The 17782-nt window shown below is 44.6% G+C and carries 4 protein-coding genes; all 4 read left to right on the top strand.

What is annotated here, in order from left to right; translation table 11 throughout:
- The first annotated feature begins 15 nt into the window (after nt 1-15).
- Genes CHX35_RS04025 through CHX35_RS04010 form a run of 4 tightly spaced genes read left to right on the top strand, consistent with a single transcriptional unit; the run spans nt 16 to nt 17759 of the window.
- Nucleotides 16-5772, top strand: a complete 5757-nt coding sequence (locus tag CHX35_RS04025) for a non-ribosomal peptide synthetase (RefSeq protein ID WP_091834288.1) — start codon at nt 16-18, stop codon at nt 5770-5772.
- Entirely contained in the window at nt 5769-10028 is a 4260-nt protein-coding gene (locus CHX35_RS04020) for a type I polyketide synthase (protein ID WP_091834285.1), read from the top strand. Before CHX35_RS04025 ends, CHX35_RS04020 begins: the two co-directional genes overlap by 4 nt.
- 57 nt (nt 10029-10085) lie before the next feature.
- On the top strand, nt 10086-14606 hold the full coding sequence (locus tag CHX35_RS04015; protein WP_091834281.1) for a non-ribosomal peptide synthetase: 4521 nt from the start codon (nt 10086-10088) through the stop codon (nt 14604-14606).
- Nucleotides 14607-14630: 24 nt separating this feature from the next.
- On the top strand, nt 14631-17759 hold the full coding sequence (locus CHX35_RS04010; RefSeq protein ID WP_245838615.1) for a cyclic peptide export ABC transporter: 3129 nt from the start codon (nt 14631-14633) through the stop codon (nt 17757-17759).
- The last annotated feature ends 23 nt before the right edge of the window (nt 17760-17782 follow it).

Below are 17782 nucleotides of genomic sequence, written 5' to 3'. Positions count from 1 at the left end.
ATCAGGGAGGTTCTCATGAATGCTACGACATTTCAGTCGATTCCTTTGACCAAAGAAGAAGCGTATTGGTTACAACAATGTTCAGAAGAGATGAGTATCAGTAGTTTTGCTGATTACGAGGGGAACACAGCAGGAAGCATCGATGAAGTCGTTCATCAGCACTATACCCTCCCTACTCCGTTGGCCCAAAAAATCATCGATGTAGGGAAGGGCTCAGACTATGGCATATTTCTCATTCTCATAAGTGGAATGGAATACCTTCTCTCGATTTATACCAGAAATGAAGAGGTATCATTAGGTACCCCTGTCTTAAAATCGAAATCAGGTGTATCTTTTCAAGATCACCCATTGATTCTGAGGCAGCTTATTACTAAGAAGATGAACTTTAAAGATTTATTACTGAGCGTACAACAGCATATGGTGGAAGCAAATAAGCATCAAAAGGCATCCTATGAACAGTTGATTAAAAAAATGAATCTCGATCCATCGGCACAAAATCCCCTCCATCCTCGAACGATTGTCTCCATGAAAAATATTCAAAACGTTGCTCTTGACTACCCTTCCTATGCAGATACAGTCTTTCAATTCAATCGAGAAGGTGAAGTGATCGGATACACCCTTTCCTATAAAGATCCAGCCTTGGGTGACCGAATTCATCGTGTAACGGAGCACTTTCATTGTCTGCTGGCGGCGATGTTAGCAGCGCCTGATCGCAACCTCTCTGAGATGAGTATTCTACCTGATTGTGAACGAGATCGCGTTCTTCAACAATTTAATGAAACCGAGTCCGATTATCCAAAGGAACAATCCGTGGCTGATTTATTTGAGCAGCAAGTGAAGAAGACGCCTGATAAAACGGCAATTGTTTTTCAAGACCGCACAATGACTTATTCGGAACTGAACGCAAGGGCGAATCGAGTGGCTCATTTGTTGGTAAGGAAGGGGATTAATGAGGGGTGTACCGTGGGGATTATGGTAGAGCGTTCCTTGGCAATGCCTGTTGGATTCATGGGGGTTGTAAAGTCAGGAGGCGCCTATTTATCCATTGATCCGGACTACCCAACGGAACGCATTACCCAGCTCTTGCAAAATGCCAAGGTGGATATTGTGTTAAAGACCCGCGATATTACGCGGGAGTTACCCAAGCATATCCAGACGATCGATATTGACAAAGCGATGTTAGAGGGTTCCCCACCTGATGAGGATAATTTAGAGCGATCCTATGACCCAGAAGGACTTATGTATATCCTCTTTACTTCAGGTACAACCGGTGAACCAAAGGGAGCTCGGTTAAAAAGACACGCTTTTGTCAATCTTCTCACTTGGTACGCTCACTATGCAGTGATGGAGAATGTGCTGTTGATGGCTCCGATGACCTTTGACACTGCACATAAAAATTTGTTCGCCCCGCTGATCGCAGGAGGGCAATTAACGTTAATGGATCCTGGAGTGCTTGATTACCATGCGATATCCGATGTGATATCCCACCACCAAATTACTACGATTAATTGTGCACCCAGTGCCTTTTATCCCTTACTTGATTATAATAAAAAATCAAATTATATAAAACTCTCTTCTATACAAAATGTATTTGTTGGGGGAGAGAGGATTAATATTAAAAAATTTCAACCTTGGGTGTTATCTCCCCACTGTCATAGCAAAATTATCAATACTTATGGGCCAACTGAATGTACCGACATTACGACCTTTTATCCTGTGAGCCATCAAGAAGTAAAGGAATTTGCACCCATCCCGATCGGCAAGCCGATCCCGAATACAAAAGTATATATCCTTGATCAGGGGATGAATCCACTTCCTGTTGGCGTAGTGGGTGAATTGTGTGTTGGAGGGATTAGCTTAGCGCAGGGATATCATCAAGCTCCGGAGTTAACTACGAGTAAGTTTGTTCATTTCCCTCATACCCCTGGGGAGAAAATATACCGATCTGGAGATTTAGCCCGCTGGTTACCAGATGGCAATATTGAGTTTGTTGGTCGTGTGGATCATCAAACCAAGATTCGTGGTTTTCGAGTGGAGCTAGGCGAAATTGAAGCGCACATGGTAAAGCATCCATTGGTGGAGGAAGTTGTAGTCATTGGCATGGAGGATGCTAGCGGGGCACAAACACTTGCCGTCTACTTTGTAGCAAATGCCCCATTGCCTTCACAACAACTCCGTTCATTCCTTGCAGAGCGGTTACCTGAATATATGGTGCCTGGCTATATCACTCAACTAAAGCATATGCCATTAAATCAAAATGGTAAGATCAATCGAAACGAACTACCTGCTATCGATGTTCAAGGAGGGGTACCTGCGTCTTCCTATATGCCGCCCCAAAGTGAGAGGGAAAGGCAGATCGCAAAGATATGGAGTGACGTTCTCCAAGTAGAGCAAGTGGGGTTAGATGATAATTTTTTTGAGTTGGGGGGGCATTCCTTAAAGGCAGCTTCCATTCTATTGAAAATGAAAGATCAATTATCAGTGACATTGCATTTGAGTGAGATTTTTAGACAACCCACGATTAGAGAACTTGCTCGTATTATTCCGCATTCCCAGCAACAAGAAAGGGTTACCATTCAACCGACCGCTGAAAAAGAGGATTATCCGGTAACTTCCCAACAAAAGCGTCTATTTATCCTTTGGCAATTGGAACGGACCTCCGTTGCCTACAATTTACCGACGGCCACATTGATTGAAGGGGAATTCGATATCAACCGCTTGCATCAAGGGATTCAACGGATGATTGAACGCCATGATTCGTTACGTACGAGCTTTTCCCTTAAAAAGAATGAACTGGTTCAAAGGATCCATCCCCCTACCGAGATGATGCTGGATTGTATCGATGTGGAGGAGGAAGCGATTAAGGATGTGGCGCAGGGTTTTGTACAACCCTTTGATTTAGAACAATGTCCGTTATTCCGGGTGAAGGTTTTACGAGTGGCCCCGCAAAAGCATCTCTTGTTAATCGATACCCACCACATCATCTTCGATGGGGCTTCGATGGAGATTTTCATGAAAGAACTTGTGGATCTGTATCAAGGAGAAAAACTGGCTCCCCCAAGGTTTCAGTATCGCGATTATGCCGTTTGGCAACATCGCATGAGGGAAGGCGAATCCTACAAAAAAAATGAAGCCTATTGGACGGATGTTTTTCAACAAGATGTGCCTGTATTGGCTTTACACACCGATTATCCACGCCATGCTGAGAGTGACTACCATGGAGAGCGGGTCACAATCGAGACGAGTCACGAGTTGACTGCACGTATCAGGGACCTTGCAACAGAACATGGAACGACCCTATATTCCACATTATTAGCGGCAATCAATGCACTTCTTTATAAATACACTGGGCAAGAGGATATTACCATCGGTTCACCACTGGCAGGGAGAAGCCACCCTGGCTTGGAAGAGATGGTCGGAATGTTTGTTCATACGCTTGTGATGAGGAATGCTCCGAAAGGGGGCGAATCCTTTGCTCAGTTGTTAGATGATGTCAAGGAGCATACATTGGAAGCTTTGGATCATGAAGATTATCCCTTTGAAGTGTTGGTGGATCAATTGGGTATCCAGCGGGATTCAGGAAGAAATCCGCTCTTTGATGTCTTTTTCACCTTAGAGAATGATGCGCGTGCGTTAAAAGCAAAAGGGTTAACTTTCCAACCGATGCCCCTTGAAACCGGTATGACTCAATTTGACCTATCGATCCATGCGTTTGAAAATGAACGAACCATTACGTTTGAATTTCAATACCGTACGGCACTTTTTTCGAGGGAATCGATGAACCGAATGACCCATCACTTTATTCAGTTATTGGAGAGCGTCACACGAGATAAAGCGACTCTCTTGGATGAAGTGTCGCTTCTTACCGAAGACGAAGAGAGTGAAATCTTGTGTCATTTTCATACGACTGCAGGGAGAATCCCTCATCATCTCACCCTTACCGATTTGTTTGCGAGGCAAGTACGGTTGACGCCAACTCAATTAGCTGTTCACTGTGAAAGCGATGTGCTTACTTATAGAGAGCTGGATGAAAGATCCAGTCAGTTGGCCGGTTTCTTAAAGCAACAAGGGGTATGTCACAACGATATTGTGGCGATTATTGCTGAGCCATCCATTGATATGATTCTAGGCGTGTGGGCGGTATTAAAAGCAGGCGGCGCTTATTTACCCATTGATCCTGCCTTTCCGAACGGACGGATCCAGTTTACTTTACAGGACAGCGGTTGTGAAAAAATCCTTATGCAATCGCATTTGAAGGGTCGTCTTTCCTTGGAGCAGGATGTCCTCACCTTTGATGATCAACGCATCGAGCAAGAAAGCGCTTCCTTCTTCACAGGGGAAAGCTCCCCAGAAGATTTGGCTTATGTGATGTATACCTCAGGGACTACAGGTCAACCAAAAGGGGTGATGGTTGAACACCAGCAGATCGTGAATCAGTTAGTAGGATTAAAGGATACCTTGCAGTTGGAAGGACCCCTTCATCATCTACTTCTAGCCAAATTCACCTTTGATGTATCGGTACAACAAATGCTTCTGCCGCTACTAACAGGTGGAGAGTTATTCGTTCCTGTAAAAGAAACGGTGATGGAACCGAAAAAACTATGGCGATATATCGAGGAAAATCAGGTGGATGTGATGGGCGCGGTCCCTGCTCATATGAGTGCATTGCTTTCAGATCTTGAGACACGACCACACCTCCACACGGTGATGGTAGCAGGAGAAGCATTTACCACGACATTGTACAAGCAGTTGCGAGAATCCCTACAGGTAACGAACATAATTAACCTTTATGGACCCACCGAGGCGACCGTGTACGCGACAAGCTATCGCTGCGATGGAGAAGTACAGGGAACGAGTCTGCCGATCGGGAAACCGTTGATTAATTATCACACATACATCCTTGATACGGCGCTACATCCTGTACCCATTGGAGTGATGGGGGAATTGTATATCGGTGGAAGGGGTGTTGCACGAGGTTATCGCAATCGACCGGAGCTCACTGCGGAACGGTTCATTGAAAATCCTTTTTTGACTGGGGAGAAAATGTATCGGACAGGCGATTTCGTGCGATGGCTACCCGATGGCAATATCGAGTACATCGGAAGAGCGGATCATCAAGTGAAAATGAAAGGAATACGGATCGAGCCCAATGAGATAATGGCCCACCTAGTAAAGCACCCTCGCGTGATGGATGCCGTCGTCATTCCGAAAAAAGAACCGAATAACGATGAGTATCTGTGTGCTTTTGTGGTGACGGATGAAAAAATGACCGTTTCGGAACTTCGTTCCTATCTGAAGGAGCAACTTCCGGTTTACATGATCCCGACTCACTTCGTAAGAATGGATCAACTTCCACGGACATCGAGCGATAAGGTGGATATGGCAGCTTTGAAGGGAATGAGGGATGTTCCTCTCATGCTCCAAGGTACCCCGTATGCCAAACCAACGACACAGATAGAAAAAACAGTGGCTTCGATATGGAAAGAGATTCTTGGGTTGGCGCAAATCAGTATACACGATCATTTTTTTGACTTGGGTGGCAATTCCCTCACCTTAATTCAAATGCGCCATCGTCTACAAGAAGAGTTGGATCTCGATATTTCCGTCGTCGAGTTATTCCGATACACGACCATTCAAAGGCTGGTTCATCATATCCAGGCACAAGGGAAACAAACCGATGGCAAGCAGGAGGAGAATGATCGCAGTATGGTGATGGAAGCGTCAAAAAACCGACTAAAACAACGAAGGAACATGAAGCGGAGGTTGACATGAATCATTCGACCAATGGGTTAGAGTTGGCAATTGTCGGGATGGCTTGTCGATTTCCTGGGGGAAGCAGTGTGGATGAATTTTGGCAACTTCTTCAGTTGGGAAAAGAGTCGATCTCCCATTTTACAGAGGACGAACTGCGGGATGCGGGAATCGATTTAGAGACCATCAGAAACCCCCAGTATGTGAAGGCAGGGGGCGTCCTCACTGATACGGAATGGTTTGATCAGCATTTGTTTAAGTACTCTCCTAAGGAAGCAGAATTGATGGATCCTCAGGTGAAGGTGCTCCATGAATGTGCTTGGGAAGCCTTGGAGCACAGCGGTTATTCCTCTGATGAACCTGAAGAATTGGTGGGCGTATATATCGGTAGTGGAACCAACCTGTACTGGATGAATTCGGTGTTTCAACAGGCGCAGGATTTTATCAAAGAGGCTACCTTATTGAATGGATCTCAGTTTTTTAGTACCCGTCTTTCCCACCAACTCAACTTAAAGGGACCCAGCTATACCGTGCAAACGGCATGTTCATCCTCCCTTGTCGCGGTTCATTTAGCAGCACAGGCGCTGCTAAGTGGGGATTGCGATATGGCATTAGCAGGAGGGGTATCGATCACATTACCAGAAAAGCGCGGATATTTTTATCAAGAAGGCTCTATTATGTCTTCGGATGGACGGTGCCGTCCCTTTGATGCGGGGGCAAAGGGTACGGTCAATGGGAATGGGGCGGGATTGGTCGTTTTAAAGCGATTAGATGATGCAATGGCAGCGGGTGACACCATTCATGCAGTGGTGAAAGGGACAGCGGTAAATAACGATGGAGCGGATAAAATTAGTTTTACGGCGCCAAGTGTAGAGGGACAAGCCCAAGTAATTAAGACCGCGCAACAGATCGCGGAAATCGAGCCGGAAAGTATTTCTTACGTTGAGGCTCATGGGACAGGCACAGTATTAGGCGATCCCATTGAGGTAGAAGGTTTGAAAGCGGCTTTTCAAACGAATAAAAGGAATTTCTGTGCCCTAGGTTCTGTGAAAGCGAATATTGGCCATCTTGATCATGCGGCAGGGATTGCGGGATTCATAAAAACCACTCTCTCATTAAAGTATCGTCAAATTCCTCCACATATCCACTTTGAGACTCCCAATGAGAAAATTGATTTTGTAAATAGTCCCTTTTTCATTAATCAACAGGCCATGGAGTGGAAAACGACCGCCTATCCATTGCGTGCAGGAGTTAGTTCCTTTGGCATTGGGGGAACCAATGCCCATGTCATCCTAGAAGAGGCATCAGCGCAAGGAGAATCGGACATCGGTAGAAGCCAACAAGTACTGGCTCTTTCTGCTCAAACCGAACCCTCATTACTCGCTCTAGAAGAGCGACTACATGCTTACCTCGAACAGCATCCCCATACGAAGTTGGCGGATGTGGCTTATACGCTATTACTTGGCAGAAAAAAATGTAAGTATAACCGCGTGTGGGTCGTCTCCACATTAGATGAGGCGAAGAAGCGTTTAGCAGAGAATCAACGAGTAACATCTCCCCCTATTTCCGTTGTGGATTCGACGCGTCCAATCACGTTCATGTTCCCTGGACAGGGTGCCCAATACGTAAATATGGGACAAGAACTTTATCAAGAAGAAGTGACTTTTCGTGCCGAGGTCGATCATTGTTGTGAACTATTCACCAAGTTACAAGGCGTTGACCTTAAAAAAATCCTGTATCCATCAAGTACTGACGAAAGCGATCAAAGGCTGATTGATGAGACGGTTTATACACAACCGGCACTGTTTATTTTTGAATATGCCTTGGCGAGAACCTTGATGAACATGGGAGTTCGTCCGCAACAAATGATTGGACATAGTGTAGGGGAGTATGTGGCGGCTTGCTTATCAGGGGTATTGTCGTTAGAAGATGCGATTCGATTGATTGCCATTCGAGCCAAACTGATGCAGGCGTTGGCACCGGGGAGCATGGTGAGTATCCATGCGCCAAGCCACCAAGTCATTCCGTTGTTAAAGGGGACCCTTTCACTCGCTGCTGAGAATGGACCTTCCCTCTGTGTTGTAGCCGGTCCCGATGAGGAGATGAAAGAGCTTCTTGAGACCCTTATGCAACATGGTTTGAACTATAAGCAATTGAGAACTTCCCATGCCTTTCATTCCCCAATGATGGAGCCCATATTACAAGCCTTTAGAGAGACAGCGATGACCATGGATTTTCATGAGCCTACTATTCCGTATATATCCAATGTGACGGGAACATGGGTGACTGCTGAAGAAGCAACCAATCCAGAGTATTGGGTGACACATCTTCGTCAGACAGTTCAATTCTCTAAAGGCGCGCGCCAACTCCTTGAGAATACCGAGCAAATTTTGATTGAGGTTGGACCTGGACGGACGTTAAGTACATTCATTAGAGAACATTTCCCTCCTTCGTCCAAGAGCATGGTGGTTACCACGATGGTGACATCCCGTGAAAAAAACGCTGACTATCGACACTTCCTTCAAAGTATTGCACAACTTCATGCAACTGGAGTGAAAGTAAATTGGAGACCCCTCTTTGCATCAGAGAGGCGATTCCGTATTCCGTTACCAACGTATCCCTTTGATCGAAAACGATTCCGTCTTACATCAGGGAATCAGGGTTCTTTGGGTCAACGAACGCAAGAAGGAACGACACATCATACTCAACCGATGGGTGTTATTCACGAAAATGGTGCAGAGGAAGGCAGACCTCTGTTAAATCCTGTTGAAGAGAAGGTGGTTGCTGCGTTTCAGGAAGTGATTGGTGTATCCTCTATCCAGCTCGGTGATGATTTTTTCGAATTAGGGGGGAACTCACTCACTGCGATCAACCTGGTCGCCCGATTGCAAAGGGACTACTCTCTTTCCATCAATGATCTCTTTGAAAACCCACGTCCAACGGATCTCGCGAAGCACATTCAATTGCATAACCCTGAACAGCGTGTGAATAAAGAGAAATTAAAACGATATTTACATGGAATAAAAGAGCGAATCCGTCCGGAACGATTGAGCCAACTTGAAGGGGAGAAGGCAAGTCGGTTGTATCATGAACGGAACCAATTCGATCAAGATAAGGATCTTACGAGTAGTATCACGTACACGGATATTTTACTAACAGGAAGTACGGGGTATCTCGGAGCCTACTTATTACGGGATTTATTGATGGATACTGCGAGCCATATCCATCTCATTGTGCGCGGGGAATCCATCGATCAAGCAACCAAGCGGGTGCATGAGGCGCTTAGCGGGACCCTCCATTCATCATGGAAGCAAACCTTCACCGAACGCATCACGGTATATTGCGGAGATGTAACCCAAATCGAACTCGGATTGGATCGGTCTACCTATGATGACTTAAGTCGTACTGTGCAATGCGTTATCCATTCGGCTGCCAATGTGAGCCATTATGGAAAATATGAGGATTCCTATCAGGCAAACACCTTGGCCACACAGCATCTGATCGATTTTGCTTCCCATAGGAACTTGAAAGATTTTAATCATGTATCCACCTTAGCGGTCGCTTCGGGTCAGATTCTTGGCGTGCAGGATCGGCTCTTTACAGAGTTTGATTATGATGTTGGGCAGCAGATCCGTAATCCCTATCCAAAAACAAAGTTTGAAGCAGAAAAGTTACTGATCCGAGCACGAGACAATGGATTACGGGTCAATATCTTCCGTGTAGGCAATATTGCCTTTGATTCTAAGACGGGAAGGTTTCAGAAAAACATTACACAAAATGCGATCTATTCGATGATTCAATCCTATGTAACCCTTGGACGGGTACCTGAAATGGAGCGGGATTTGGATTTCTCCTGTGTGGATGATGTTAGCCGTGCCATTCTGTGTCTATTCAATAAAAAAGAGATTCTCAATGATACGCATCATATTTGTAATCCACAGTGGGTGAGTATTTCTGACTTACTTACCTACCCTGATCTAGGGTTAACGATGAAAAAGGTTTCAATCGATGCATTTATTGACCATATCTTTACCGAAGAAAATAAACAACACTATGAATCTGCCATCTACACGATTCAGATGCATAGTATTGGCGATGAAGTTCCTGAAGTTGAAACGTTAAAAAGCCATACCCTTTTTCATATTCGTTCAGATCGAACGCAGTTGTTATTGGAAAAAGTGGGCTTTCAATGGAGCCCAATCGACGAAGAGGCGACTCGGAAAATGATTCAACATTGTTGGGATGTGGATCTCTTTGTAGGAGAGAAGGTTCATTAATAACCTGAAGACGTTGTGGGTGTTTAAAAATACGGAGAGAAAAGGTGTATAGGCGAAATGGATAACAACAGCCAACAACGCGAGGTTCAATACTATCCCCTGACTCATCCCCAAAAAAGAGTGTGGTATTTAGAGAAGACCTATCCAAATCAATCGCTTCACAATATTGGCGGGACGGTAAGAATCAAAGAAGCGGTCCATTTCGATCATTTGGAAAATGCGATTCATGGGTTTATCCAACAACATGAGGGAGTAAGGCTACGTTTTACCGAGTCGCAGGGGGATGTTTCTCAATACGTGCAAACCTATGAACCACAGCGCCTTCGATTTTATGATTTTAGTAGGAGGGATCATCCAGAAGAGGAATTCAAGCGATGGGTTGATCAAGAAGCAGCCAAGCCCTTTTCGTTGTATCATCATTCACTTTTTGAATGGGTGTTATTTAAGCTGGGGGAAAATGAAGGCGGTTACCTCATCAAAATGCATCATCTTATTTCGGATGGGTGGACGATGAATCTATTGACCCAGCAAATTTGTACCGCGTATCGAAAGTTAGTTGCAGGAGAAAGTCTTGATTTTGAACCTCAGGGGTCCTATCTTTCCTATATCCCACAGGAACAAACATATCGATCGTCTCAACGGTTCTTGAAAGATAAACAATTTTGGAAGGATAAGTTTTCGACCCTTCCGGCATCGATTCAACAAGCGCGTTTTGTTTGTGGTGAAGGTCAGCGAAAAACCTTTGTGTTGCCAAAGGGCCTTTCATCTCGTGTTAAAGAGTGGACATCGGTCAATCAAACGACTCCCTATCCATTTTTTGTCCTTCTATATCTTCTCTATCAATATCACAGAACGGGACATGACGACATCGTACTGGGGATGCCCTTACTCAATCGTTCGGGTAAAGAAAAAAGATTAGTGGGAATGTTTACGAGCACCATGCCCTTTCGATATCGGCTTCAACCAGAAAGTACGGCGACACAGATGTTGGCACAAATCGGGAGTGAACTGAAGCGTTGTTACTATCACCAGCGATATCCCTTTGATTTATTAGTGAAGGATCTGGAATTGAATAAAAAAGGATATCATCATTTGCTGGATACGGCCATCAACTTTTACAACACGGATTTAACCCGTGATATTGCAGGATCATCCATCGAAAATACAGAGTTTCATAATGGGAAACAACTATATTCTTTGCAGCTCGTGATCCGAGAATGGTCAAACACGGAGGATTTCCACTTGGATTTTGATTATAAAGTGGAAGAATACACAGGTGAGCAAATTGAGCAAATGTTCCTTGGAATGGTTCACCTCATGGAACAAATACTGGATCATCCTGAGGAGTCCATCCGTAATTTTACGGTTCTGTCTGAAGAGGAAAAAAGGAAGCTTTTGATTGACTTTAATGCAACAGATAGACGTGATCCACAGGAGAAAAACATGGTTCAACTGTTTGAAGATCAAGTGTGCAAAACGCCTGATAAAGTGGCGGTTCGATTCGAAGCGGCTTCATTAAGTTATAGCGAGTTAAATAGGCGTGCCAATCAGTTAGCAAGAGCCCTGCAACAAAAGGGTGTACAAATTGGAGATATCGTGGGTATATCCACGCACCATTCGATGGAAACCATTCTTGGGATATTGGCAGTATTAAAGGTAAGGGGGTCCTATTTACCGATTGATCCCGATTATCCGCTGGAGCGAAAGGAGCATATGCTTCGCGATTCGGGCAGTCGGATACTTCTGATCAACAAGGGGGGAAGGGATTCAATTCCATTGGTTGAGAACGTGGTGGATCTGGATACCCCTGGGTTATACGGGGGGGAGGATACCAATCTAGCCATCCCTTATCAGTCTACGGATGTAGCTTACATGATCTATACATCGGGGTCGACAGGGTTACCTAAGGGAACGATGATCGAGCAGAGTGGACTGGTTAACTATTGCACGTGGGCAGTGGATCAATATATTGGTTCGAGCCAAGCAGAAGTGTTTCCCTTCTACTCTTCGCTATCCTTTGATCTAACCGTTACTTCAATTTTTCCGCCTCTCATCAGTGGAAATGAAATAATCATTTATCCGCCGGATGATCAGGAGTATGTATTATACAAAATCGTACGCGAACAAAAGGCGACCATCGTGAAGGTAACCCCTTCCCATCTATCCTTGTTAAGAGAGGGAGAGCATACGGCTACCTCCATCAAAACATGGATTGTTGGTGGTGAAGATTTAAAGGTAGACCTTGCGAAGGCGATTCAGGATCGTTTTGGCGAGGATGTGCGGATTTTTAATGAATATGGCCCGACAGAGGCAACAGTGGGGTGCATGATTCATCAGTATGATCGAAAGAAGGATCAAGGCGCATCCGTCCCAATAGGAACGCCCGCATATAACACGCAAATTTATGTTTTGGATGAAAGACAACATCCCGTTCCCTCTGGTGAAGTGGGAGAGATCTATATTTCTGGTGTGGGTGTTGCAAAGGGTTACCGCAACCGAAGAGAGGAATCGAATGACCGGTTTATCCTGAATCCCTTCATGAAGGGATGGCGAATGTATAAAACCGGGGACTTGGCGCGATTTGTTGACAGGAATCATCTGGTGTATATGGGTCGATCCGATTCACAAGTAAAGATTCGAGGGTACCGTATCGAACTTGGGGAGATTGAACAAGCGTTGGTGTCCCATCCATGTATCGTCGATGCGGTCGTTGTATCCCGAGCTTCTGCAACAGGGACCCATAGTCTCTACGCGTATTATGTAGCGAAATATTCCGTTACGCCTTTGTTGTTGCAGAACTTCTTGCATGGACTGCTCCCAGATTATATGATTCCTCTGTTCTTTGTCTCTCTGGAATCGATTCCCCTCACGATCAACGGCAAGGTGGATCAGGAGCGCTTACCCGCTCCTAAAGTGGAGCAGGAAAATACAAAGCGTAGCGATACAGAGGGAGCAGCGCAAAGCGATCAAACAACGACCTTATTATCGATTATCCAGCAAGTATTAAATCGTTCCCAAATTTCAGTGATGGATAATTTTTACCATGTTGGTGGCGATTCAATTAAAGCGATTCAGATTCAATCGAAATTAAATCAAATGGGGTACACCATGAGGGTGCAAGATATTTTATCGCATCCTGTGATCAACGACATGGTGTACTATCTGAATGCCCGTGAACAAGAAGATTCCTCTCCATCGTATCCCTGTGTAGGACAGGCCCCCATACTACCTGCGGCTGCGTGGTTTTTTGCACAGAACTTTCAAGAAAGCCATCATTATACCCAGTCGGTGTTATTGAATGTGGGAGAAGCGTACGATTACGATTGCTTACAAATCGCGCTTCATCTCTTGGTTCATCATCACGATACCCTTCGTTTCAACTACGATTCAGAATTAAAACAGTTTTTCTATAATCCCCTTCATTTAAGAAATTCAGTGTCGTTAGACCGGGTCGATCTATCACATTTATCTTCCAATGAACAACTGGAGAGGCTCACACAGGTAGGGGAAGGCATTAAAGCAAGTTTTCAACTGCATAAGGATTTGCTTTTCAAAGCGTGTCTCTTTCATCTTGGTAATCAAGGGCATCGATTATTGCTAACGGCGCATCATCTTGTTGTTGACGGCATCTCCTGGCGCATTTTATTAGAGGATTTCTTTACCTTGTATGAACAGTTACGTCGACAAGAGCAAGTAACCTTGCCAGAGAAAACGGACACGGTCAAGCGATGGGGAGAAGTTTTAACAGAGTTTAGTCAAGGGGATGCACTGCGGAGCAAAGCTTATTGGCAATCGATCCGTCATAACGATAACAGGGATTGGATGGATTTTGATCACGGAGAGGATCGAATAGAAGATTGTGAGGTGCTTACCCATCAGCTAACGGTCACGGAAACCGAGCGATTGATACGAGAAGCGCCTGGGGCATATCGCACCAAAGTAGACGACTTGATGATCATGGCACTCGCTCTAACCCTGAAGGATTTACAATCATCGAATGAAGTCATTATTGAGGTGGAGGGGCATGGCCGGGAAGAAATTGATGCGACCTCCAATGTATCCCGTACAGTGGGTTGGTTTACTAGTTTTTATCCCGTTCACTTGGCCCCTGAAGGGAAAACGTTGGACATACAGATTAAAGGGTTGAAGGAACAATTGCGCGGAATTCCTGATTCAGGTTTAAGTTATGGTGTTTTAACTTATATGACGAATCAATTGCCAAGCCCTTTGCACAAGTGTGTACGGTTTAATTACTTAGGGGATTTTAGTACGTCATTCCTCCATCAAGAATTTTCCTTCGCAGAGGAAGACTCCGGAAGGGAAAGTAGCTCTTCCAATACTTTTCCTTGTCTGATCGATATCGTAGCCTATGTAATGCATCAGAAACTCTACTTATCCTTTACCTATAGTAGAAAGAAGTTTCTGCATAACACCGTCGTCGCGTTTAAGGAATTGTACCTGCAACATTTACAGAAATTGATTGATCATTGTTGCGCGAAGGAGCAACCTGATTTTACCCCGAGTGATTTTGAAACGACGACCCTATCCAGTGAAGAGCTTGATAGCATTTTTGATTGAAGGAAGAAAGGATAGGTGATCAGGGTGAGTGCAAGATATGTGTGGGTCTTTCTCATTGTGATCCTACCATTTCAATGGTTCATAGCAACTTCCACAGCTTTTGCTGCTGGAGAACAAGCGGCACTGTCCACGAAAGAAAAACACCAGATCGACGCCTTCATCGAAGAGCAGATGGATCAAGGGAAAATTCCTGGTTTAGCGGTGGTCGTGGTCAAAGGGGGACACGCTGTCTATAAAAAGGGGTTTGGGCTTGCGGATGTACAGGCGAATCAACCAGTCACCCCGCAAACGTTGTTTGAAATTGGTTCCAACAGTAAAGCATTTACGGCGGTCGCCATCTATCAGTTGGCGAATAAGGGCCTAATCGATTTAAATAAACCGGTGAGTCACTATCTCCCGTGGTTCCAGATGCGATATACCGGAGTGTATCAAGGCGAAAAAATAAATGGTAAGGTCCCCATTACGATTAGCCAACTGCTTCATCATACGAGTGGGATCCCCTTTCATACAATTGGGGACATTCCAATTGCAACCGATGGTGACGCCCTTGAACGAACCGTTAGAACTTTGGTGAATCAACCGTTAGATACTTATCCGGGAGAGAAGTTTTCCTACGCAACCATCAACTATGACGTACTTGGAATGGTGATCCAGCGTGTCACGCATCAATCCTTTGAAAGCTATGCGAAAGAGCATATCATCGACCCTTTTCATTTAAATCATACCTACTTGTTTCGAGAAAAGGCACCTGCACCAAACATGTCGACAGGTTATAAATTAGGTTTTTTGCATGCAAGGGCGTATGATGCCCCCATGTATCGCGGAAATACGCCAGCAGGGTATTTTATTTCCAATGCAGATGATATGGAGAAATGGCTACAGATTCAGTTGGGGAACAATCCCTTAAATAAGGAAAACAAAAAGGCCATACAACAGACTCATCACGTCGATCGAACCGTTGCCCCTGACGCCGATGGATCTTCCTATGCGTCTGGGTGGCAATCGTATCAGGATGGGAGCGGAGAATATTCCCACGATGGGAGTAACCCTAATTTTTCTTCTCATATGGTTTTCCGACCCGAGGAGAAGATGGGTGTTGCCGTCTTGGCTAACTTGAATTCCAGCTATACACATACCATTGGTCAAGGTGTCGCTAAGCTGTTACAGGGAAAGGAACCCACGTTTCATACTCGAGACATCTATAAGAATATCGATTCCTTTTCGTTTACGGTCATGGTACTGGTGATTCCTTTCATTTGTACAACCCTCACCTTCATTGGGATAACGTTGTATCAACTCCTTCGGAAACAGCGATATCTTGAAAAAAAACCGACAAAATTGGTTGGGGCTCCTCTTTTTTCCTGGATGTTTGCCTTGGTGGCAGGTGTCGGCCTCTATCAAATACCCACTGTCTTTTTCTCAGATTTATCCTGGGAATTTGTTAAAGTATGGGCACCTCCGACATTATGGCTGGCGGTATGGTCTGTATTTATCGCAATCTTGCTGTTTTGTCTCTATTTAACCTTGACGGCTATTTTTCCAGCGCAGAAAGAGAAAAGCTGGTTCCCTCTGATGGTGCTAAGTATCACCAGTGGCTTCGGTAATGCGTTAATTATCTTTATTGTGAACGAAGCGCTCAATCGAACGGACCAGTCAGGGAGTGACTTGTTTCTCTACTTTGTCTTGGGAATTATGATCTATGTGATGGCGCAAAAGGTCGTTCGCACCAAACTCATTCAACTCACCAATACCCTCATCTATGATAAGCGGATGAATTTACTCAATAAAATCTTAACAACCCCCTATGAACGAATCGAACAAATGGAGACGGAGAAAGTTCAGACAACCCTCAATAATGATACCGAGGCGATTAGTAACCATGCGGGTATTTTAATTACCGGGCTGACTGATTCAATTACTTTGGTATGTTGCTTAGTATACCTGGGGATTATCAATATCTATGGTTTGCTCATATCCATTGCGGTCATTTTGGCGGCAGCGGGACTCTATTATGTAGCAGGTCAATCCGCTAATAAACTATGGGAACAGACTCGGAATATTCAAAATGTATTTTTTAGATACATTAATGATTTGGTAGGTGGCTATAAAGAGTTGAGCATGGGTAAGGCAAAAAGGAATGAGTTTAAAGCGGACATGGAAGCGAGTTGCCTTGAGTATAAAGAAAAACGAATCCGTGGAGGATTAAAGTTTGCCAATGTTTTTATCGTGGGTGAATTGCTTTTTACCGTGGTAATCGGTGCTGTTACCTTTCTCTTCCCATTGCTATTTGATAGTGGGCAAAGTGAATCCTTGCGAAGTTATGTGTTTGTGTTTCTCTATATGACAGGTCCCATTCATAGCATTCTGAATGCGATCCCCAATGCAGTTCAAATGCGAATTAGCTGGAAGAGAATCAATGATTTTACCCACTCCATTGCGAACCTTCAGACGGAGCGTAACAGTGAGCACGTAAGAATGCTCCCTTCTCCTGATCTGAAACTAGAGTTGCAACAGGTGGAATTTCAGTATCAGGGTGAGCACGGGGAATCCTTTCATGTAGGTCCGATCAGTAGTTGTTTTATGTCTGGGGAAGTTAGTTTTATTACGGGGGGGAACGGCAGCGGTAAGTCTACCTTTGCAAAATTGATTACGGGACTCTACTCTCCTGCAAAAGGGGAGATTTACTTGAATGATCAGCGGATCGGGTCAGAGGATCTGGGCGAGTTGTTTTCTGCGATTTTTAGCGATTACTACTTGTTTAATAAAATGTATGGCGTTCCATTTGCGTCAAAACAACAGACAGTGGATCACTATCTTCGAAAGTTACGGATTCATGAAAAACTCACCATTGAAAATGGGAATTTTAGTACAACGAAGTTATCGACGGGGCAACGAAAGCGGCTGGCGTTGTTAATCAGTTATATTGATGAAAAACCGATCTATCTCTTTGATGAATGGGCAGCGGATCAGGATCCTGAATTTCGTCGATTCTTCTATGAGGAATTGCTTCCTGAATTAAAGGCGAAGGGAAAATGTATCATTGCGATCACACATGATGATCGATATTTCCACCTTGCTGACAAGGTGATCAAAATGGAGAACGGTAAAATCGTGGAAGAGAGTTGTCTGAATCAAGTGCCTTCAAATTATTGATAGGAAGAAAAATAGGGAGGATT

Origin of the sequence: Marininema halotolerans, assembly GCF_900116235.1 — a bacterium.
In the GTDB taxonomy this organism is placed as follows: Bacteria; Bacillota; Bacilli; order Thermoactinomycetales; family DSM-45169; genus Marininema; species Marininema halotolerans.
The sequence above is the reverse complement of the archived record's forward strand: the minus strand, read 5'-3'. Positions and strand labels throughout refer to the sequence as shown.